General features: G+C 65.2%; 14 protein-coding genes and 1 pseudogene. 5 read left to right on the plus strand and 10 right to left on the minus strand.

From position 1 onward, the window contains the following. Positions 1-118: 118 nt before the first annotated feature. Genes EXR94_06655 through EXR94_06675 form a run of 5 tightly spaced genes read right to left on the minus strand, consistent with a single transcriptional unit; the run spans position 119 to position 6,043 of the window. Complete coding sequence (locus EXR94_06655; protein MSR02405.1) at positions 119-1,057, minus strand: hypothetical protein; 939 nt, start codon at positions 1,055-1,057, stop codon at positions 119-121. Further along, entirely contained in the window at positions 1,054-2,625 is a 1,572-nt protein-coding gene (locus tag EXR94_06660) for a 4-coumarate--CoA ligase family protein (GenBank protein MSR02406.1), read from the minus strand. The genes EXR94_06655 and EXR94_06660 overlap by 4 nt, the downstream gene beginning before the upstream one ends. A gap of 5 nt (positions 2,626-2,630) precedes the next feature. After that, complete coding sequence (locus tag EXR94_06665) at positions 2,631-3,695, minus strand: M20/M25/M40 family metallo-hydrolase (GenBank protein MSR02407.1); 1,065 nt, start codon at positions 3,693-3,695, stop codon at positions 2,631-2,633. Next, a complete protein-coding gene (locus tag EXR94_06670) occupies positions 3,682-4,950 on the minus strand; it encodes an MFS transporter (protein MSR02408.1) in 1,269 nt (422 codons plus the stop codon). The genes EXR94_06665 and EXR94_06670 overlap by 14 nt, the downstream gene beginning before the upstream one ends. After that, the gene (locus EXR94_06675) at positions 4,904-6,043 is read right to left on the minus strand and encodes a class C beta-lactamase-related serine hydrolase (GenBank protein MSR02409.1); all 1,140 of its coding nucleotides are present in this window, start codon (positions 6,041-6,043) and stop codon (positions 4,904-4,906) included. Before EXR94_06675 ends, EXR94_06670 begins: the two co-directional genes overlap by 47 nt. A 612-nt stretch (positions 6,044-6,655) precedes the next feature. Here EXR94_06675 and EXR94_06680 point away from each other — a divergent pair. From EXR94_06680 to EXR94_06690, 3 genes are read left to right on the plus strand one after another with little or no spacing between them, the layout of a single operon-like run. Next, complete coding sequence (locus EXR94_06680) at positions 6,656-6,946, plus strand: hypothetical protein (GenBank protein ID MSR02410.1); 291 nt, start codon at positions 6,656-6,658, stop codon at positions 6,944-6,946. A gap of 56 nt (positions 6,947-7,002) precedes the next feature. Beyond that, the gene (locus EXR94_06685) at positions 7,003-8,628 is read left to right on the plus strand and encodes a class A beta-lactamase-related serine hydrolase (protein ID MSR02411.1); all 1,626 of its coding nucleotides are present in this window, start codon (positions 7,003-7,005) and stop codon (positions 8,626-8,628) included. Beyond that, positions 8,625-10,667, plus strand: coding sequence for a S9 family peptidase (locus EXR94_06690; protein ID MSR02412.1), 2,043 nt, complete (start codon positions 8,625-8,627; stop codon positions 10,665-10,667). The genes EXR94_06685 and EXR94_06690 overlap by 4 nt, the downstream gene beginning before the upstream one ends. A 2-nt stretch (positions 10,668-10,669) precedes the next feature. Here EXR94_06690 and EXR94_06695 read toward each other — a convergent pair whose 3' ends face one another. Next, positions 10,670-11,272, minus strand: a complete 603-nt coding sequence (locus EXR94_06695) for a hypothetical protein (protein ID MSR02413.1) — start codon at positions 11,270-11,272, stop codon at positions 10,670-10,672. A gap of 584 nt (positions 11,273-11,856) precedes the next feature. Beyond that, positions 11,857-13,062 (minus strand): glycosyltransferase, encoded by a 1,206-nt coding sequence (locus EXR94_06700; GenBank protein MSR02414.1) that lies wholly within the window; start codon positions 13,060-13,062, stop codon positions 11,857-11,859. On the opposite strand from EXR94_06700, the gene EXR94_06705 reads away from it, so the two are divergent. Both EXR94_06705 and EXR94_06710 read left to right on the plus strand, forming a co-directional pair. Next, a complete protein-coding gene (locus EXR94_06705) occupies positions 12,736-14,568 on the plus strand; it encodes an ABC transporter ATP-binding protein (protein MSR02415.1) in 1,833 nt (610 codons plus the stop codon). The genes EXR94_06700 and EXR94_06705 overlap by 327 nt on opposite strands. 88 nt (positions 14,569-14,656) lie before the next feature. Continuing rightward, a pseudogene (locus EXR94_06710) lies at positions 14,657-15,073 on the plus strand (hypothetical protein). 342 nt (positions 15,074-15,415) lie between these two features. Here EXR94_06710 and EXR94_06715 read toward each other — a convergent pair. Genes EXR94_06715 through EXR94_06725 form a run of 3 tightly spaced genes read right to left on the minus strand, consistent with a single transcriptional unit; the run spans position 15,416 to position 19,282 of the window. After that, positions 15,416-16,267, minus strand: a complete 852-nt coding sequence (locus EXR94_06715; protein ID MSR02416.1) for a glycosyltransferase — start codon at positions 16,265-16,267, stop codon at positions 15,416-15,418. A 10-nt stretch (positions 16,268-16,277) separates the two neighbouring features. Beyond that, positions 16,278-17,933: a DEAD/DEAH box helicase gene (locus EXR94_06720; GenBank protein MSR02417.1), complete on the minus strand. Its 1,656-nt coding sequence runs from the start codon at positions 17,931-17,933 to the stop codon at positions 16,278-16,280. Next, the gene (locus EXR94_06725) at positions 17,930-19,282 is read right to left on the minus strand and encodes an amino acid permease (protein MSR02418.1); all 1,353 of its coding nucleotides are present in this window, start codon (positions 19,280-19,282) and stop codon (positions 17,930-17,932) included. Before EXR94_06725 ends, EXR94_06720 begins: the two co-directional genes overlap by 4 nt. Position 19,283 lies beyond the last annotated feature (1 nt).

Consider the following 19,283-nt stretch of genomic DNA (forward strand, 5'->3'; position numbering starts at 1 on the left):
GGCATCGACCGTCGTCGCGACGGAGGCCTTGGCTGACGCAAGGAACCCTTGCGTTCGTTTGCAGGTAATTCAGCCAGGGCGAAGATAGGCCCAGTCGAGTGATGCAGCCATTGAGGACTCAGGGTTTCGGGGTGAGGAGCCAGGCTACGGCCTGGTCGAGGAACGCGCCGACCATCAGGGTATGACCTTGGTTCGGTAATTCACGATAATCGACGGGCCAGCCAATCGCATGGGCCTGATCGACGGCGATCTTGAGCCGGGCCGGGGGCACCACGGGGTCGACCGATGCGCCGACCACCAGGGTGCGGGGGAGTGTCGCGCCGGCCGTGGCCGAGACCGCACCGGCCCCGGCCAGGCAGACCACCGCGGCCACCAAGCTGGCCTGATCCTGGGCCAACCGCCACGCCGTGCCACCGCCTAACGAATGACCCAGGAGGTAAACCCGGGCCCGATCAATCGGGCCGTGAGCGGCCACGTCGTCGAGGAGCCGGGGCAGGTTGGTGGAGGTCCGCATCATGGCGTTGGTGAACGGGCTGACGACGATGAAGCCCAGGCTGTCGGCCAGGCGGCGGATCCGGCCGGCGCCGTAGGCTTCGAGAAAGGCGGTTTCGTCGGCGCCGGCGCCATGGAGGGCTACCACCACCGGCGCCGGGCGATTTCCGATGGATTGAGGGCGATACAACCGGTACGGCACCTCGCCGTCTGGCGAGGAGAGGACCCGGCGTTCTCCGGAGGGCCGGTCCAGGGCGCGGAGGGCCTCGTCCCGGTGTCGAGGCCCCACGGCTGGATCGGCTTCGATGACGGTGCCGAGCGAGTCGAGGGTTCCGATCACTTGCTGATACCGGCCCCCGAAGAAGGCCAGGGTAGCCCGGTCAAAGGTCTGGTTGGTCTCGGCCATCCGGTCGGCGGCCAGTGGACGATCACGGACCGCGAGTTCGATCCGGAGGTAGGCCAGGGCCATGGCTCGACGGGTCAACGAGTCTGGACCGGCGGGCCGGGCTTGGGCGTGGACCAGGGTCGTGGCCAGCGGGAGTGCGAGGAGCCACCGCGCCTTCATTGGGCGGCCGCTTTCGCTTGTTCCTGCTCGACCAGGATTCGGCGGAGAATCTTGCCCGAGGGAGACTTCGGAATCGACTCGACGATTTCCACCCGGCGAACCTTGTCGATCGGCGAGACCTTGGAGGCCACGTAGGCCATGATCTCGTCGGGGGTGAGCGGTGCTTTCAGGACCACGAAGGCTTTCGGAACCTCACCCGCTTCCGGGTCGGGGCTTGGAATGACGGCCGCATCGGCGATGGCGGGATGGCTCAGCAGAACGGCCTCGAGGTCGGCCGGGGCCACCTGATGGCCCTTGTACTTGATGAGTTCCTTGACCCGGTCGACGATGTAGTAGTAACCGTCGGCGTCGACGTAGCCGATATCTCCGGTGTGGAGCCAGTGGTCCTGGTCAAGCGTCGCGGCGGTTTCGGCCGGGCGATTCAGGTAGCCCTTCATGACGTTCGGCCCCCGCAGCAGGACTTCGCCCCGGCCGCCGACGTCCTGGTCCAGACCCGTTGCTGGATCGACGATGCGGGCTTCCTGGCTCGGGGCCAGGAAGCCAACGGAACCGTGGCGGACCACGGCCGGGTCTCGGGGAGAGAGGTGGCTCGCGCCCGACAACTCGGTCATCCCATAGCCCTGCACCACCAAGCACTTGAGCCGGTTGCCGCAGGCAACCTCGATCTCCGCGCCGAGCGGTGCGGCGCCCGACATCACAAACTTGAGGGCCGAGAGGTCATACCGGTCGACCACCGGATGTTTCGCCAGGGCGACCACGATCGGCGGGACCAGCGGCGCTACCGAAACCCGGTACTTGGCCAAGGTGGCGAGGAACGGTTCCAACTCGAACCGGCCGATCACCACCAAGCGGCCGCCGTTCCACAGGTTGCTGAGCAGGATCAAGGTCAGCCCGTAGATGTGGAAGAACGGCAGCACGGCGGCGACGGAATCCGTGCTGGTCGGTTGTTGAACCGCAACGAACTGGCGCAATTGCGAGACGATGCATTCGTGCGTCAGGATGACCGCTTTCGGGCGGCCGCTGGTGCCGCTCGACCACGGCATGACGGCGATGGCGGTTCTCGGATCGATGGCGACGTCGACGGCGATCGGATCAACGTCGAACAGGGTGACTAGCGGGGTCGCGCCGGGTGCGGTGCCCAGCACGAACACCTCCTCGACTCCCGCTCGCTTGGCTCCATCCAGGGCCCGGTCGAGCAGAGCCGGCACAGTAACCAAGAAGCGGGCTTTGGTCTCGCCGAGCTGAGCGGCCAAGTCGTCGGCGGTGGCGAGCGGGTTCAACGTGGTCGAGGTTCCGCCGGTTTGACTGACGCCGAGGAGGATGGCCGCGTACTCGATCAGATTCGGGAGTAACACGGCAAAGACTTGGCCGGGCCCGAACTTTCTCCGGGCCAGGCCCGATGCCAGCCGGCGGGTGTCGTCGACGATCTGACCACAGGTGACATGACGGTCGGTGGCCGCGTCGATCATGGCCACCTGGTCCGGCCGTTCCTTCATCCGGTCGAGCAGGAGGGTCGAGAACGCGACGTTCGGGTAGCTGACGTCCGGGTACCGGCTTCGGTGAATCATCGCGGTCAATCCTGCCGTGGGGCCGGGGTCGGGCGGCCGCCTGGATTCCACTGTGGCTTCGGGCCGTCGGCCAGGAGGCGAACGGCTTTGGCGGCCGCATTGATGACGGAGGTCATGTGCACCGAGTCGACTTTGTCGGCTTGGTCGCTGGGCTGGTGGTAGTCGGCATGCATGTTGTAGCTCGACAGCGTGTGCGCCACAATTCCCTTCAGCGCGAACTGGTAGTTGTCGCTTCGACGGAAGAAGTTCTGGGCCGGTCGTTTGTCGGGGACGATCGGGATTCCCGCTGCCGCGAGGGCCGGGCCCATGGTGCTCCGTTCGTAGCCGGTGAGCCAGGCTCGGCCCGGGCCCCCGGCCAGCGAATCGGGCCGGCCGATCATTTCGATCTCGAGGTTGAGTGCCATCTGGTCGAGCGGCAGTACGGGGTGGTCGGAATACCACCGAGCGCCCAAGAGTCCCCGTTCCTCGCCGGTCCAGGCCGCGAAAATGATGGTCCGGCGAGGCTGAGGTCCGGCCTTGAGTTGCTCGGCGATCTTGAGCACGGCGACGACGCCAGAGGCATCGTCGTCGGCGCCGTTGAAGATCGAGTCGCCACTCGGATGGGCCCGAACGCCGATGTGGTCGTAGTGGGCCCCCACCACGATGTGCTCTCGGGCCAGTGATGGGTCGGCACCTTCCAATTTGCCCAAGATATTGAAGCCCGGAACCCGTTTCGCGGTCGGGAACGAATCGCGGGCGGCGAAACTGGCGACCAAGTTGATCGCCGCCACTTCGCGCTGGTTGACGACCCGAGTCGTCATGGTCAGCGGGATTCGCTGGAGATAGCCGCTGTCGCCAACCGGCGTGAGCCCGACCCGGGCCATTTCGCGGCTGATGATGCCGGCCGCTTTGGCAATCCCGGGTGTCCCCGTGAGCCGTCCCTCGAGGGAGTCGTGGGCGAGTGCCGTGAGGAGGGCCAGTACCGCGGCGGGTGACGAGGCGTTGGGTCCGACAGACTCAACCGGGCGGGCACCTCCGCATCCGGTGGCCAGCGCGAGCCCAACCACCATCGAACGGTTACGACTCCACATAGTCCAAATTCTTTCCGAACGTCTCTTCCAGTCCGGCTAGGGAGAGATAGGCGATGACCAACGTTGCGGCCCCGACGGCCATGGCGCTGCCTGGAATACCGAGCTCGGGCTTCAGGGCCTGGAACACGATGGTCAGCGGCACGACGGCCCCCCGGACGAAGTTCGGGGCAGTTGATGCCACGGTGCCCCGAAGATTGGTGCCGAACTGCTCGGATGCCACCGTGACGAATACGGCCCAGTATCCGGAGGTTGCCCCGAGGATTCCGCAGGCCAGATAGAACGCGGTCAGTGAGCCCAGGCCGCCCATGATGAAGTAGTTGGCGATTCCGAGCCCGCAGAGCGTGATGAAGACGAGGAGGGCCTTCTTCCGGCTCCGGAGCACTTGACTCAAGGCGCCGCTCAGGAGATCGCCCAAGGTGGCGCCGATGTAGGCGAACATGACCGCGCGGCCGGCGGTTGGTGCCGTCTCGAGCCCGAGGGCTTTGCCGATTTCAGGCGAGAAGGTGACCAGGATACCCATGACAAACCAAGTCGGGAGCCCGACGAGTACCACCGACAGGTAGCGGAGGGCTCGGGTTGGAGTCGAAAAGAGCAGAAGCATATTGCCCTTGCCGACGGCCTTCTTCTTGACCGCCTCGAACATGCCCGACTCGGTGACGCCGATTCGAAGGGCCAGGAGCGAAAGGCCCAGGACCCCGCCGATGACGTAGGCCGTCCGCCACGGAAACAGGTCGCCGACCAAGCCAGCGACGACCGCGCCAAGGAGGCCGAGACTCGCGACGATGGTGGTGCCCCAGCCGCGCCCTTCGCGGGACATGATTTCCGCCACCAGCGTGATGCCGGCGCCCAGTTCGCCGGCCAGTCCGATCCCGGCAATGAACCGGAGCCAGGCGTACTGATCGACCGTTTGGACTCCGGCATTGGCGATGTTGGCCAGGGAATACATCAGGATCGAACCGAACAGCACGGACCGGCGCCCGTAATTGTCGGCCAGGATACCCCAGGCGATCCCGCCGAGGAGCAATCCGGTCATCTGCATGTTGATGAGCCGAACCCCGACCGCCAGGACATCCGCTTGGGCGACGCCCAGGCTCAACAGGCTTGGGACCCGCACGATGCTGAACAACAGCAGGTCGTAGACGTCGACGAAATACCCGAGGGCCGCGACGAAGACGGCGAGATGGATTCTTCGAGAGGACAAGGGGGTCTTAGTGTTTCGGGGTGAGGGATGCGGACACGAGGCGCATGAACTCATTGGTCCGGGCGTTGTCGAACCATCGGACCACGACTACGAGATCTTGGGCCGGGTCGATCCAGATGACGTTGCCGCCGGCGCCCAGGGCAAAAAAACTGGAGGCCGAGGCGGCGGGGAATTGTAAGCGGTCGGTGTTGAGCCACCACATGTAGCCGTAGACCGGGCGGAGCGGAGTGGGCGTCAGGGCCTTCTCGATCCACTGCTCTGACAGGAGCTGCTTCCCGGCCCAGTTTCCGTGGCGGGCCATCAGGAGGCCAAATCGGGCGTGGTCGAGGGTGGTGGCCCAGAACCCGCCTCCCCAGTGGCCACCTCCGCTCACCGATGGCATCCGCCGCCCGTCGATCTCGGCGTACGCGTTGAAGTACCCGTGCCAGAGCCAACTGTCGGACATCCCGATCGGGTCGGCGATGGCTTGCTTGAAGACGTCGGGTAACGGCTTCCGAAACAACCGGAGCAGGGACAGGGCCAGCCGATTGACGCGAACGTCGTTGTATTCCCAGGTGGTACCGGGCTCGGTCAGGGCCCGGTCGTAGCCCAAACGCCGGTCGGCGACATCGGGCTTGTCCCAGAGGGTCCCTTCCCATTCGCTGGTCTGGTTGAGGTGCATGTGCCAGGTGATTTTGGCATTGTGGGGGCTGTCGAACCCGCCATCCTTGATGAGCCGGGCTTCGGGGGCGGTGAGATCGGGAATCAAACCTCGGTCAAAGGCCAACCCCGCCACGGTGGAGAGGTAGCTCTTGGCGACGCTGAAGGTCATGTCGACCTGACTGGTGTTGCCCCACTCGGCCACCAGGTACCCGTTCTTGATGATGATCCCGTTGGTTTGGGCGCGGTCCTTGACCGGCCCGACGATGGCGGGGAACGGTTCCTTGGCGGTGTTCTTCTTGATCTGCTCAATGAGGTTGGTCGGCCATCCGATATCCGCGGACCTGGCAAAGGCCACAGCCGCCGCGAGGGCCGCTGAATCGAGCCCGACCTCGGCGGGCGAGCGCCGCTGCCAGTCGGCCTTGGCCGGGAAGTACCGGCTGGACTGGGCGGTGGCCGGCATCGGCGCGAGCACGCCGAGGAGAACAAGGATGATTCTACGGAGCATCGCACCCGGCTTTCGAGAAGGCCGGGAGAATATACGCCACCGCAGGCTACGGTGGTTGAAGCGCCGGCGGTCGAGGTACTTGTGCGTTGTGGGGCGGGTCCGTCGTCTTTTGGGTCCTCCCGGTTCCCCGCCTCCGCCGCCCCCACCGCCGCCGGCCGGCAGTGACATCGCGCTCGGGCTGGCCGCGGTCCAACGGGAGTGCGCCTCGTGTCACGCGTCGCAGGATTGGTTCGATCTCGCCTTCTTCTCGTACTCGGATACGACGATCATCCGGCGGGCTGTCAAGCACGTCGTTACGACGACTGCTCATCGGATCGTGGCGTACATTCGGTCCCTCAACATCCCTCACGTTCCCTCGGCCAGCGCGCTGTTTCAGCCCGGCGGGAGAACGGTTGCCGACGACGTCCAGTTCGCGGTCAATCTCTCCGGCCAAGGCACGTGGCCCACGCAGACCACTGCTCAGTTGGTGGCGATCAATCCGATTACGACTCCGGTGGCGATGGCCCTACCGAAGTGGTCAGACGAGGGCTCGAACCTCGATTGGCTCCCGGACTCAGCGCCGCCGCCCGGGTTCGGATCGACCCGAAGGACGTGGTGATCGTCGACGGGATCATGTTGTTGGCCGATGCCCGGCTACGGGCCTTGTTCGACATCAAGATCTTCGTAGACGTGGCTGATGACATTCGGTTCATCCGGCGGCTTGAGCGCGATGTGTCGGAGCGGGGCCGATCAATGGATGGGATAATCCGGCAGTATCTCGGTTCGGTCCGCCCGATGCACCTCGAGTTTGTGGAGCCTTCGAAGCGCTACGCCGATGTCATCCTGCCGGAGGGCGGCTACAATCAGGTTGGGGTCGACATGATTCTGGCCCGGGTCTTCATGGCATTGTCTCGCCGCCGCTAGCCTCCGCCGGAGTTTCGGGATACAATTGCGCATCCCGTCGAGCATGGTGATTCTCAATGAAGGTTGTGGTGCTTGGATCGCTGCTGGCGTTGGTGGCCGTGCCCGTTATGGAGGCCCAGCGCCCGGAGGCGCTGGATTCGGTTTTTTCGGCGTACGATCGGACCGATGGACCCGGCTGCGCCGTGGCCGTGAGTCGCGATGGGAAGGTGCTGGCCGCCCGCGGTTTTGGAATGTCCGACCTGGCTCAAAACCTCGCGATCACGCCGCACTCGGTGTTTCATGTGGCGTCGGTCTCGAAGCAGTTCACCGGGATGAGCTTGGTGCTGCTGGCCAAGAGCGGCGCCGTCTCGCTGGATGACGACATCCGGAAGTATCTCCCCGAGCTTCCGTCATACAGCCAAGTGGTGACCATCCGTCACCTCCTGACCCACACCGGCGGGATCCGCGACCAGTGGAGTCTGTTGATGACGGCCGGTTGGCGGCTCGGTGATGACCTGATTACCGAGCAAGACGTGCTCGAGATCGTGGTCCGGCAGCGCTCGCTGAACTTCGCACCGGGGACCGATTGGCTCTACAGTAATTCTGGATTCTCGTTGGCCGCTATCATCGTCAAACGGGTCACCGGTAAGACCCTTCGGGAATACGCCGAGGAGCAGATGTTCCGGCCGCTCCAGATGAGTCAGACCCATTTCCACGATGACAACGGCATGGTGGTCCTAGGCCGAACCCGGGGGTACGGATATCAGGGGGCCTGGAAGGAAACCGTCCCGAACTACTCCACGGTCGGGGCGACCAGTCTGTTCACCACGGTGATCGACTTGGTGCAGTGGCACCGGCATCTCGACGAAGGCCTGTTAGGCGGACCGGAATCCCTCCGGACTTTGCTCACCCCGGCGGTCCTGACCTCGGGTGATTCGCTCAAATACGCCCTCGGGATTCAGCATGGCAGCTACCGGGGGGTGCCGACGATTTCCCATTCCGGAGGCGATCCGGGCTACCGGACGCATTTACTCCACTTCCCGCGCTTCAAGGGCGGGGTGTCGGTGTTGTGTAACCAGAATGAAGCCAACCCAGTGCTGTTGGGCGAGCAAACGGCCGATCGGTTCTTCGCGAGCGAGTTGCAACCGGTCCGGATCCCGGGTGATTCGGCAGCCGGGGGGGCGTTGGTCGAGGCGACCGGGCTCTACTGGAGCGAACAGACCGAGGGCATTGCCACGGTTGAAATCGAGGGCACTCGCTTGGGTTGGAAAACCGGGCCGGTCAGTACCAGGCTCCGACGACTGACTGAGGATTCCTATTCGATCGGCAACGGGCCGGGGCGGCTCCAGGTGGTGCCGAACGGCGTGGTGGCCCGGACCGGGAACGGGGAGCCGTCGCGCTATGCTCGCGTCGATGCCTGGGTTCCGAGCGCGGCGGACCGAGCGGCCCTAGCCGGCCGCTATACCAGCGATGAGATCGGGGTCACCTGGCAGATTCGGCTCGCCGGCGATACCCTGTCGCTCGAGCGGCGAAAGTTCTCTGCCGCTCCGTTGACCGCGGTGTTTCGAGATACGTATACCGCCAGTTCCGGCGGCCTCCAACTGGTGATCCGAGCGGTTCGTGACAAAGCAGGAAAAGTGACCGGAGTGACCGTGGGATCCGGACGGGTTCGGCGGGTAGCGTTTTCCAAGGAGAAGGCATGAGACGGATTGCAGCGGCAGTTCTATTTTTCGTTCTGGCGACCTCGGCCGAGGCCCAGAAGGCCCAACTCGGCCCGATGGACATCTTCAACCTCGAGTACGCGACGAGTCCGGAGATTTCCCCGGACGGCCAGTGGGTCGTGTATGTCCGCCAGTATTTCGATGTCATGACCGACCGGCGGTACTCGAATCTCTGGATTGCCCGGAGTGACGGGTCCGATCATCGGCCGCTGACGGCGGGCAAGTACACCGAGGGCGAGCCGGTGTGGTCGCCGGACGGGAAGCGGCTGGCCTACATCTCGAGTCGCGAGGGTTCTCCGCAGATTTACGTCCGCTGGATGGACAACGGACAAACCTCTCCGATCACCAAGGTGCAGGAGCCGCCGTCCGGGATTGCCTGGTCACCGGATGGGGCGATGATTTCGTTCTTCAAGTTGGTGCCGAGCCCGGCCCTGGTGGTGGGCCAGCAGCCGCCTCCGCCGCCCGGAGCGCAATGGGCCCCGCCAGCCAAGTACACCAACCGGCTGGTGTTCCGGTTCGACGGCGTCGGCGAGGTGCCGCCCGGGTTCTCGCACCTGTTCGTGGTGCCGTCCGAAGGTGGCACCGCCCGCCAGTTGACCAGCGGCGATTTTCATCATGGGACGAGTGGCTTCGGAGGTGGCACGGCGTCATGGGCTCCGGACGGTCAGGCGATCGTATTCCAGGCGAGTCGCCGGGCCGACGCCGAGCGGCATTTGTTGGAGACTGATCTCTATGAGGTCACCGTGGCCGACGGGCGGCTTCGGCAGTTGACCGACCGGATGGGGCCGGATGGCTCGGCGGTGGTCTCGCCCGACGGGAAGTTGGTGGCGTATCTCGGATTCGACGACCGAAAAGTCGGCTACCAGAACACTTTGCTCCATTTGATGAATCGGGACGGCAGTGGGAAACGGGTCCTCTCGACCAAACTCGATCAGAGCGTTGGGGCGGCGGTTTGGTCGGCAGACGGCAAGAGTCTCGTCGTGGGCTACGACGAAAAGGGCAACAGCAAGGTGGCCGTCATGCTGCTCGACGGGAGCTACCGAGTGGTGGCCAACAATCTTGGGACCGGTGGCAGCGCGTACGGCGGTGGCTCGTACTCAGTGGCCAGGGACGGTAGCGTGGCGTTTACCACCAGTACTCCGTCGGTGCCGGGCGACATTGCCGTCGTCAGGCCGACTCAGCCGGTGCGGACGATCACGTCGGTCAATGCCGATGTCATGGCCGACCGGCGGCTTGGGCAGGTTGAGGAGCTCTGGTGGAAGTCGTCCAAGGATGGCCGGCCGATTCAGGGGTGGATCATCAAGCCCCCGGATTTCGATCCGGCCAAGAAGTACCCGATGATCCTGGAGATTCACGGCGGTCCGTTCGCGAACTACGGCGACCGATTCGACGTTGAAAAGCAGCTGATGGCGGCCGGCGGCTACGTGGTGTTGTACACCAACCCACGGGGCAGCACGAGCTATGGCGAAGAGTTCGGTAACCTGATTCACCATGCCTATCCGGGCGATGATTTCTTCGATCTCGACTCCGGGGTCGACGCGGTGATTGCCAAGGGATACGTCGACGACAAGAACCTGTTCGTAACCGGCGGGAGCGGTGGCGGGGTGCTGACGGCCTGGATGATCGGGCGGACCAACCGGTTCCGGGCGGCGTTGGCGTTCTATCCGGTGATCAACTGGTACTCGTTTGCCTTGACGGCCGATATGTCGCCGCTGGCCGTCGACAATTGGTTTCCGGGTCTGCCGTGGGACAATCTTCAGAATTATGAGTCGCGCTCATTGCTGTCAGTGGTCAAGAACGTGAAGACGCCGACCCTGATCATGACGGGGGAAGAGGACTATCGGACCCCGATGTCGGAGTCGGAGCAGTACTACAAGGCCCTCAAGCTGCTCGGGGTCGAGACGGTGTTGGTTCGGGTTCCGGGTGAATCGCACGGCATTTGGGGACGGCCCAGCCACGGGATGGCGAAGCTGACGACGATGCAGGGCTGGTTCGACCAGCACCGGTCGCAAGTGCCGTAGGCCTACTGGAACTCGAGGTCCCGGGCAAAGTCGGCGGGGCTGGTGGCGGCGGAGAGTGCCACGGCCTCGGAGATGGTTCCGTTCCGGTAGAGTTCCATCAGGTGTTGGTCGAAGGTCTGCATGCCGTATTGGGTTCGGCCGCTGGCGATCAGGTCTTTGATTTCGTTGGTCCGATCGGCGTCCGCGATGTACTCCTGGACCGCGCCGGTGTGGTGCATGATTTCGACGGCGGCCACCCGACCTTTGCCGTCCTTGTGGGGCAGCAGCCGCTGGGACACCACGGCCCGGAGGGTTTCGCTCAGCCGGTAACGAATTGACTGCTGTTCGGCCGGCTCGAACACACTCACGAGCCGCGAAATGGTCTTGATGGCGTCGGTCGTGTGGGCCGTGCTGAACACCAAGTGGCCGGTTTCGGCCGCTTTCATTGCGATATCGATGGTCTCCTGATCGCGCATTTCGCCGAGCATGATGATGTCGGGGTCTTGGCGGAGGGCCGCGCAGAGGGCGCTCGAGAAACTCTCGGTGTCCCCGCCGAGCTCGCGTTGAATGACCACCGACTTGTGGTCTTTGGGGAGGAACTCGATCGGGTCTTCGATCGTGACGATCTTCGCGGAGCGCTACTGATTGAGGAACGATACCATCGCCGCGAGGGTCGATGATTTGCCGCTCCCGGTCACCCCGATAACCAGCATCAGTCCCCGGTCTTCCATCGCAATGTCGCGGACCACGGCCGGGAGGCCGAGTTGCTCGAAGTCAGGAACCGTGACTGGAATGGCTCGAAGCACCAGGGCGATCGGTCCCCGCTGGCTACACAGGTTGACCCGGAACCGTCCCAATCCGGGCTGAGAGTACGAACAGTCGATATCCCGAAGGCCCGCGAGGGTGGCGGCCAGGGTGGCCGGGGTGGCTTTTTCGCGGCCGTGAGGATTTCTGCCGCGATTTCGGCCGTATGTTCGGGCTTGAGGTTCGGCATCCCCGCCACCGAGGCCATTTGACCACGGATCCGGAGCCTAAACGGACCTCCCGCTGAGGCATGGACGTCGGAAGCGTTGAGCTCGGTGGCGCGTTTGAGCACCGCGAAGAACGTGGCGATAATCGGTGGGCGGGTGGTCGCCGGGGCGGTCGGTTCGAGGGTGGTCGTCATGTCAGAGTCTTCCAAGGCAGGAACCGTGCCTTGGCGGGGCTCGGCCTAGCCAGGCTGGTCGATCCCGGCGTCGATCCGAACCCGGCCGGCCTGACGGTTGGCGTCGAAGATCTGATCGTTGCGGCCACTTGGGGGCCGGGGCGACAGGGGATGGTCGAGGTGGAACACCAGACCGCCGAACCGGAGCCGGCGTTTGACGACGCCGGCGTTGATTAACCGCTGGGCCAGATCGTTGTCTTCGCCCCCCCAGCCCTCGAATCGTTCATCGAAGCCGTTGACACGAATCGCGTCGGCACGCCATAACGCCAGATTGTGGCCCTGGACCCCTCGGGTTCGCCAATCGAAAAGCGCTCGGAGCAGGAGTGGTTGCCGAAAGGCCGCGGCCGGCCGAGTTAGGCGGGAGTCCCACCACCCGGGCAACCGGCCGCCCGCGAGAACCTCGGCCGCTTGCTCGGCTGAAAGAAAGGTGCGAGATCCGCGGGCAAAGGCATTGGGCCGGGCGGCCGCCAGAAAATCTCTGACAAAGTGATGGTGGAGGACGCAATCACCGTCCACGTGGATCAGGTAGTCGGCGGAGGCCTTCGCCATGGCGCGATTCCGAATCCTGGCTAACCGAAAGCCTTGATTCTCTTGCCAGACGTGGTGGACGGGGACGGGAAACGCAGTCGATGCTTGGGTGACGACGGCCTTCGTTTCCGGCCCCGAGCCGTCATCGGCGACGATCACTTCGGCCGGCGACGATGATTGCCGGCGAACGCTGGCGAGCACCACGGCCAGCGCTTCCGGCCAATTGTACGTCGCGATGATTAGGGAAACAGTCGGCTTCGGCACGGTGCGAATGTAAGTGAATCGCCGAGCCGGGAGGAGAGGATCGGGCCCGCGGTTGTTGGGATTTGGGGTCCGATCCGAGTAGGTTCTCCCCGCATGCCACCTGCGGGGCGGGGTACCGAACGCCGGCTGATCGCCTTCATGGCGCCGTATTGGGGCCGGTTTGCCCTCTCCACCTCGACCGGCGTGTTGGCGGCCGGCCTCGACGGGTTGACGGTGGTCCTGTTGATCCCCTTGCTCAAGTTGCTCTTCGGTCCTGCCGCCACGTTGACGCCATCCACGACTCAGCTCGAGGCCACGCTGGAGCGGGTGCTGGCGCCGGTGGTCGGTGGCGATCCGACCACGGCGGCGATCCGGATCATCGGGATCCTGGTGCTCGGCCTCATCGTCAAGAATGGCCTCAGTCTGTTCGCCAAGCAGCAAAGCGCCAAGGTGGAAGAGGGCATCGTTCGGGATCTCCGGAACCGTCTCTATCATCACCTGCTCAAACTCGACCTCGGTTTCTTCCAGCGAACCCGGGGCGGTGAGGTTGTCTCGACCCTGATTTCGGACACCGACGCGGCCAAGGCGATCGTGCCGAACCTGCTGGCCGGCGCGCCACAGAACCTCGCGGCGGCGGGCCTGTCGCTCTATTTCCTCTCGCTGATGTCGGGACGGCTGACCCTGGTCATGCTGGTGACCACGCCGATTCTGGTGCTCTTCATCCGGCTCCTGCTGGTGCCGGTGCGCCGGCATAGCCGGGGGTGGGCGGAGCAGCGCGGCGAATTGACCGCTTCGGCCACCGAGCGTCTTGGGGCGCTCCGGCTGATCCGCGTGTATGGGCAAGAGGCCACTGAAGCCGCGGTCTTTGGCGGGCATACCGACCGGTACCGCAAACAGGTGATCCGGGCCCAGCGGTATTTGGCGCTCCCGTCGATGGTGAGCGAAATCTTCGGCGGGTTACTGCTGATCTTGGTCGTGGTTGCCGCGGCCACGCCGGCCATCGTGGGGCAGCCCCTCGGGGCGGCGGTGACTGTCACCTTTCTCGCGACGGCCCTCAAGGTCATGTCGACGATCAAGAGTCTGGCCCAGGTTCCCGGCGCTATCGCCGGGGCGGTGGCGGGGGCCGAGCGGGTGTTCCGGGTGCTCGATCTCCCCGCCACCGATGTCGATAGGCCGGGGGAGCAGCCGGCCTGTTTCGAGCATGAGTTGGTGTTCGACCGGGTGACCTTCCAGTATGGGGACGACGATCCGGTGCTGACCGAGGTGTCGTTTGCCGTGCCGAAGGGCTGGACCGTGGCGATCGTCGGCCCCTCGGGCGCGGGCAAAACCACTCTACTCGATCTGGTGCCCCGGCTCCGTGACCCGGTGGGCGGCGAAATCCGGATGGACGGTACGCCCCTGACGAGGCTGACCCGAACGTCGCTCCGGGCGCTGACCGGCGTCGTCAGCCAGGACACGGTGCTCCTCAACGACACGGTCGCGGCCAATATCGCCTATGGGCGTCCGGGCGCGAGCCAACCGGACATCGAGGCCGCGGCGACGGCCGCGAACGCGGCTGAGTTCATCAGGGGTTTGCCCGAGGGCTACGCCACGGTGTTAGGCGAGCGAGGGACCCGATTATCGGGCGGACAGCGGCAGCGGATCGCCATCGCCAGGGCCCTGCTTCGCGACCCGCCGATTCTGATTCTCGACGAAGCGACGAGCGCGCTCGATTCGGCGTCGGAGCGCTTGGTTCAAGACGCGGTCGACCGGCTGATGCGGGATCGCACCGTTCTGGTCGTGGCGCACCGCCTGGCCACGGTGCGGGATGCCGACCGGATCGTGGTCATGGATCAGGGTCGGGTCGTGGAGGTCGGAACCCACGAGGAACTCTTCGGGGCCGGCGGTCTGTACCGGCGGCTCTACGACCTCCAGTTCCGTGAGACGGCTGTGGCCAGCGGGGACTGACGATGGCGGCTGCCCAAAGGCGATTGGCCCTGATGACGGTCTTTCTGCCCCGTGAAGATCTGTTCTTTCTCGACGATACCACCTCGCCATCGGGTTCGGGCACGTCTTCCTCTACGACAGCCGCGGCAGCCGGTACCTCGACAACGGCAACAGCCTCGAGATCACGGCTCGCAACAAACGGGGCGAGGAGGTCTATCGCCTGCTGGCCCACCTGGATGACGCGGCCGTTGCCCGGGAAGTCGATCGGTTGGTGTTGCCATTCGAACGGGGCGGCCTCGTCACCAGGATTTCGTGGCAACCGCGCGATGCCGAGGGGCGGATTACCTACGGGCAGGCGGCGGCGTTCCTGGATTACGGGCGCCAGTTTCGGCGGGAAAGTGAGTGGACGTCGTTCACCGATCTCGATGAATTCGTCGTGCCGGTCCGGTACCCGGGTATGCCCGAAGTCCTCGACGAGCTTGCCCGGAGGAAGGTCACATATGTACGAATGCCGCAGCGGTGCTTTGCCTCGCGCTTCGACGACAACGGGCAACCCGTTCCAAGGGTCCTGAATATCGCCAAGTGTTCAGACTGGGTGGCGCCCTCGTTCGGCCCCAAGGCCTGGATCAGAAACGACACCCTCCGGACCCGATGGTCCGGACGGTTCGACTCAACCCACTCGCCCGCGGCAAGCGGCCGGACGGGGGATCGGCTTTTGGAGCCCGAATTGCTCCGGTTCAACCACTACAAATTCAATCGGTGGGAGTTGGATTGGGTGGCCACGAACCTCGGGCACCCGCTCATGCTCGATTGCGAAGACCGGGGCATGGAACGGTTTGCACCGGCAATGGCCGGGCTCGACCTCTGCTCAGCTCGGAGACCGCCGCCGAAACCAATATCGGAAGGCCCCGCCCAACTCGGCGACGGTGTGAGGAATAGAACGGATGGCCGATCGAACCCAGGCCCTGAGATAGGCCCGCCGAAGCCGCGGGTCGAGCAGGCATTTGGCGTAGTACGCGCCCCGGCCTCGGCTGTACTGATACCGGAGCCGTCGCTGGGCCGGCTCGGTCAGCCGATCGTGATCGTGCACCACTTTGGGCCGGGGATCGTACGCTCCGCGAAAGCCCGCCGCCGCCAGCCGCGCAATGACCTCGACATCTTCGGCCGGGAAGGCCGTCCCCGCCCCGAACTCCGGGTCGAATCCGCCAATCTGATCGAGCGCCACCCGGCGAATCGCCATGTTGGCGCCCGGAATCAGGCCCGCGGGGACGAACCCTGGCGCGCCGACTTCGACCCGGTACGATCGAGTGACGGCGGCCACGCCCGCGTGGGCCGGTGTGGCGGGCAGGAGTTGCCCGCCGATGAACGAAATGCCTGAGTCGGCGAAGCAGGCGCGAACGGCCGTCGGCAGGTCTTCGGCGGGATAGCAGTCGTCGTCGGTGAACAAGACAATGTTCCCGGTTGCCATCCGCCAGCCGACATTCCTGGCGGCGCCAAGTCCAACCCCGGCGGTTCGGGCCGCCTGAAACCGGCCCCGGAAACCCTCGGCGGCCCGCGCCATGATCTTTGGGGTATGATCGGTCGAGCCATCGTCGACCACGATCATGCCGAGGCCGGGGTCGTCGAAGAGTTTGGCCCAGTGCGCCAGCGTCCGGTCCAGTCCGGCGGCCCGGTCCCGGGTGCAGATCACGACGGCGATCTGGCCTAACGCCAGGTCCATGGGGTCGGCGTCAGTTCGATCGGCGGGTGGCCTGATCCCGCCGCACGGTCAGGCGCTTGCCCTTGACCTTGGTGGCCCGGAGCGCCGCCACCACCGGGTCGATCAGCTCTTCGGCGAGTTCCACCAACGAGAATTTGTCGGTAATCTCGATGGCCCCGATCCGCTTTGCCTCGATCTTGGCCTCATTGACAATGGCCCCGACCAGATCCGCCGGCCGCATGTTGTCCTTCCGCCCCGCCCCCACGTAGATCCGAGCCATCCCGGCTGATTTCTGCCGCCTCGGCTCCCCGCTGGTCTTGTCCCCAGCCGAGTGCCGAGTGCCGAGTGCCGAGTGCCGAGCCTCAGGTATCTCGGTGTCGTCCCCGGCCCCCGCCAGATGGGCCAAATGCACTGCCGCGGCCGCGATGTCCATCACATCGTACTCGCCGGCTAACTGCTCGACGACGACCCGATAGCCATCGAGCTTCCCGGCCACCAGCGCCTCCCGGATCGACGCCCGGGTGATTTCGAGCTTCTTGGCCCGCACATCAAGCACCGTGGGCAGCTGGGCCACGTCGATCTTCTGGCGCGTCAGCTGCTCGATGCTCCGGAGCATCCGGTGCTCTCGTGGTTCGGCGAGCGTGATCGCGACACCCTCACGCCCGGCCCGGCCGGTGCGACCGATTCGGTGGACGTAGGCGGCCGGTGATTCGGGCACGTTGAAATTGACGACGTGGGACAGTTGGTCGATGTCGAGTCCGCGGGCCGCGACGTCGGTGGCGATCAAAAGATCGACCGCGCCGCTCCGAGTCCGTTTCATGACCCGGTCGCGCTGGGCCTGAGTCATGCCGCCATGGAGCTGCTCGGCCCGGTACCCGCGGCCTGCCAGGCTTTCGGTCAGGCTCTCGACTTCGGTCCGGGTCCGGCAGAACACCAGGGCCAGCGTGGGCGATTCGAGATCGAGCACCCGGCCGAGGGCGGCCACCTTGTGGGCGCGGGCCAGGATGTAGGCCGTCTGTCTCACCTTCGGCATCGACCCGGGTGCCGCGACTTCACGGGCTAGGAGAACCCGAAGCGGATCCTTGAGGTGGCGTTCGGCGATTTTCGCGATCCGTGGAGGCATCGTCGCGGAAAAGAGCGCGGTTTGGCGTTCCTTGGGTGCCGCGTCGAGAATGCCCTCGATTTCCTCCGCGAAGCCCATATCGAGCATCTCGTCGCCCTCGTCGAGCACGATGGCGGTCAAGCCGCTCAAGTGGAGCGTGCCGCGTCGCAGGTGATCGAGGGCCCGGCCCGGGGTGGCCACCACGACGTGGACGCCTCGGCGGAGGACGCGGATCTGCTGATCGAACTCCTGGCCGCCATAGATCGGCACCGTCGTGGCATGGATGGCCCGCCCGTAGCGATGAAACGCCTCGGCCACCTGCATCGCGAGCTCGCGGGTTGGCACCAGTACCAGCACCGAGGGATGGCCCGGTTTGGGCGCACCGGCCGGCAACCGCTGCAGCAAGGGGAGTGCGAATGCGGCAGTCTTGCCGGTTCCGGTCGCCGCTTGGCCCAGGACATCCCGCCCGGCCAGCAGGGGCGGAATCGCTTCCCGTTGGATTGGGGTGGGTTCTTCATAGCCGAGCGTGGTCAGGGCCTGGACGAGGGCGGGTGTCAGACCGAGGCTAGCGAACGAGGTTTTCATGAATCCGATCGTTGGGACCGCCGCATCCAGACGAACGCGGGCACCCCGAGGATAACGAGTCCGACCCCCAGGAGGGACTCCTTCGGCTGCTGGGCCAGGGTCACGAGGACGACGCAGAGCGTGGCCAGGACGAAGATGGCGGGGACCCAGGGGTACCCCCAGGTTCGATAGGGGCGCGGGAGGTTAGGCTGGGTCCGCCGGAGCCAGAAGACCGCGGCCCCGGTCGCGATGTGGAACATCAGCGCCGAGAGGGTGGCGTAGGTGAACAGTTGCTGGTAGCTGCCGGACAGCGCCAGGATGCTGGACCAGACGGCGAGCATCACGATGCTGACCGTGGGCGTGAGGTAACGCGGGTGGATCGTGGCCAATTGGCGGAAGAACACGCCGTCTTGGGCCATCGGCAGCGCGATCCTGGAAGCCCCCAACAGCGTCGAAGCGATGCACCCGAAGCACGAGACCAAGACCGTGGCGGCCAACAACCGCCCGGCGCCGGTACCGAGGAGCGCCGAGGCGGCGTCCTCGCCGATTCGGGCGGAGGCACCGATGGCCTGGATCGGGAGGGCCTGCAGGTAGACCCAGTTGACCAGGGCGTAGAGCGTGATCATGCCTAACGTTCCACCGACCATCCCCAGCGGCAAATTGCGTTCGGGGCGCCGAATCTCGCCGGCTGAGAACGTGGCCTGATACCAGCCATCGAAACTCCCGAACACCCACACCATGGCCAGCACGAGGCTCGGGAGCAGATTCCCGGACGGGAGCGGCCCGGTCCAGTCGGGCGAGACCTTGGCGGGAACGACCAGGCCGACAATAATGAAGCCGGCCAAGGCTGCCACCTTGATCCCAGTGATGATCGTCTGGGTCCGGGCGCCTTCCTTGGCGCCGAAGTAGTTGATGGCCGATAAGACCAGGATCGCCGCCACTCCCGCCAGTTGGGCGGTGTTCGGTTCCCAGAGCCAGGGTCCGACCGGGACCGAGGCCAGCACGTGTTTGGACGAGAAGAAGGGAATGAAGACGCCCAGGTATTCTCCGAATGCCACCCCAATGTAGGCGGCCCCGCCCGACTGAATGGCCAAGAGGGAAATCCAGCCGAACAGAAAACTTGGGAGCGGCCCGAACGCCTGCTTGAGATATTGGTACTGCCCCCCGGCCTCGGGATACATCGTGCCGAGTTCGGCATAGGTCAGCGCGCCGGCAACACAAATCAGGCCGCCGACAACCCAGACCACCAGCACGAGGCTCGGATGGGGGACCGCCCGCGGGACGTAGGCGGCGGCCAGGAAGATGGCCGAGCCCATGATGGTACCGGCGGTGACCCCGATGACGTCGGAAAGACCGAGGACACGTGCCAAC

Source organism: Gemmatimonadota bacterium (genome assembly GCA_009692115.1).
GTDB lineage: Bacteria > Gemmatimonadota > Gemmatimonadetes > Gemmatimonadales > GWC2-71-9 > SHZU01.

Bases quoted from the DNA above. Each gene is read 5' to 3' on its own strand.
- EXR94_06655 (MSR02405.1), bottom strand. From the start codon at position 1,057: ATGAAGGCGCGGTGGCTCCTCGCACTCCCGCTGGCCACGACCCTGGTC.
- EXR94_06660 (MSR02406.1), bottom strand. From the start codon at position 2,625: ATGATTCACCGAAGCCGGTACCCGGACGTCAGCTACCCGAACGTCGCG.
- EXR94_06665 (MSR02407.1), bottom strand. From the start codon at position 3,695: ATGTGGAGTCGTAACCGTTCGATGGTGGTTGGGCTCGCGCTGGCCACC.
- EXR94_06670 (MSR02408.1), bottom strand. From the start codon at position 4,950: ATGAGTTCATGCGCCTCGTGTCCGCATCCCTCACCCCGAAACACTAAG.
- EXR94_06675 (MSR02409.1), bottom strand. From the start codon at position 6,043: ATGCTCCGTAGAATCATCCTTGTTCTCCTCGGCGTGCTCGCGCCGATG.
- EXR94_06680 (MSR02410.1), top strand. From the start codon at position 6,656: ATGTTGTTGGCCGATGCCCGGCTACGGGCCTTGTTCGACATCAAGATC.
- EXR94_06685 (MSR02411.1), top strand. From the start codon at position 7,003: ATGAAGGTTGTGGTGCTTGGATCGCTGCTGGCGTTGGTGGCCGTGCCC.
- EXR94_06690 (MSR02412.1), top strand. From the start codon at position 8,625: ATGAGACGGATTGCAGCGGCAGTTCTATTTTTCGTTCTGGCGACCTCG.
- EXR94_06705 (MSR02415.1), top strand. From the start codon at position 12,736: ATGCCACCTGCGGGGCGGGGTACCGAACGCCGGCTGATCGCCTTCATG.
- EXR94_06715 (MSR02416.1), bottom strand. From the start codon at position 16,267: ATGGACCTGGCGTTAGGCCAGATCGCCGTCGTGATCTGCACCCGGGAC.
- EXR94_06720 (MSR02417.1), bottom strand. From the start codon at position 17,933: ATGAAAACCTCGTTCGCTAGCCTCGGTCTGACACCCGCCCTCGTCCAG.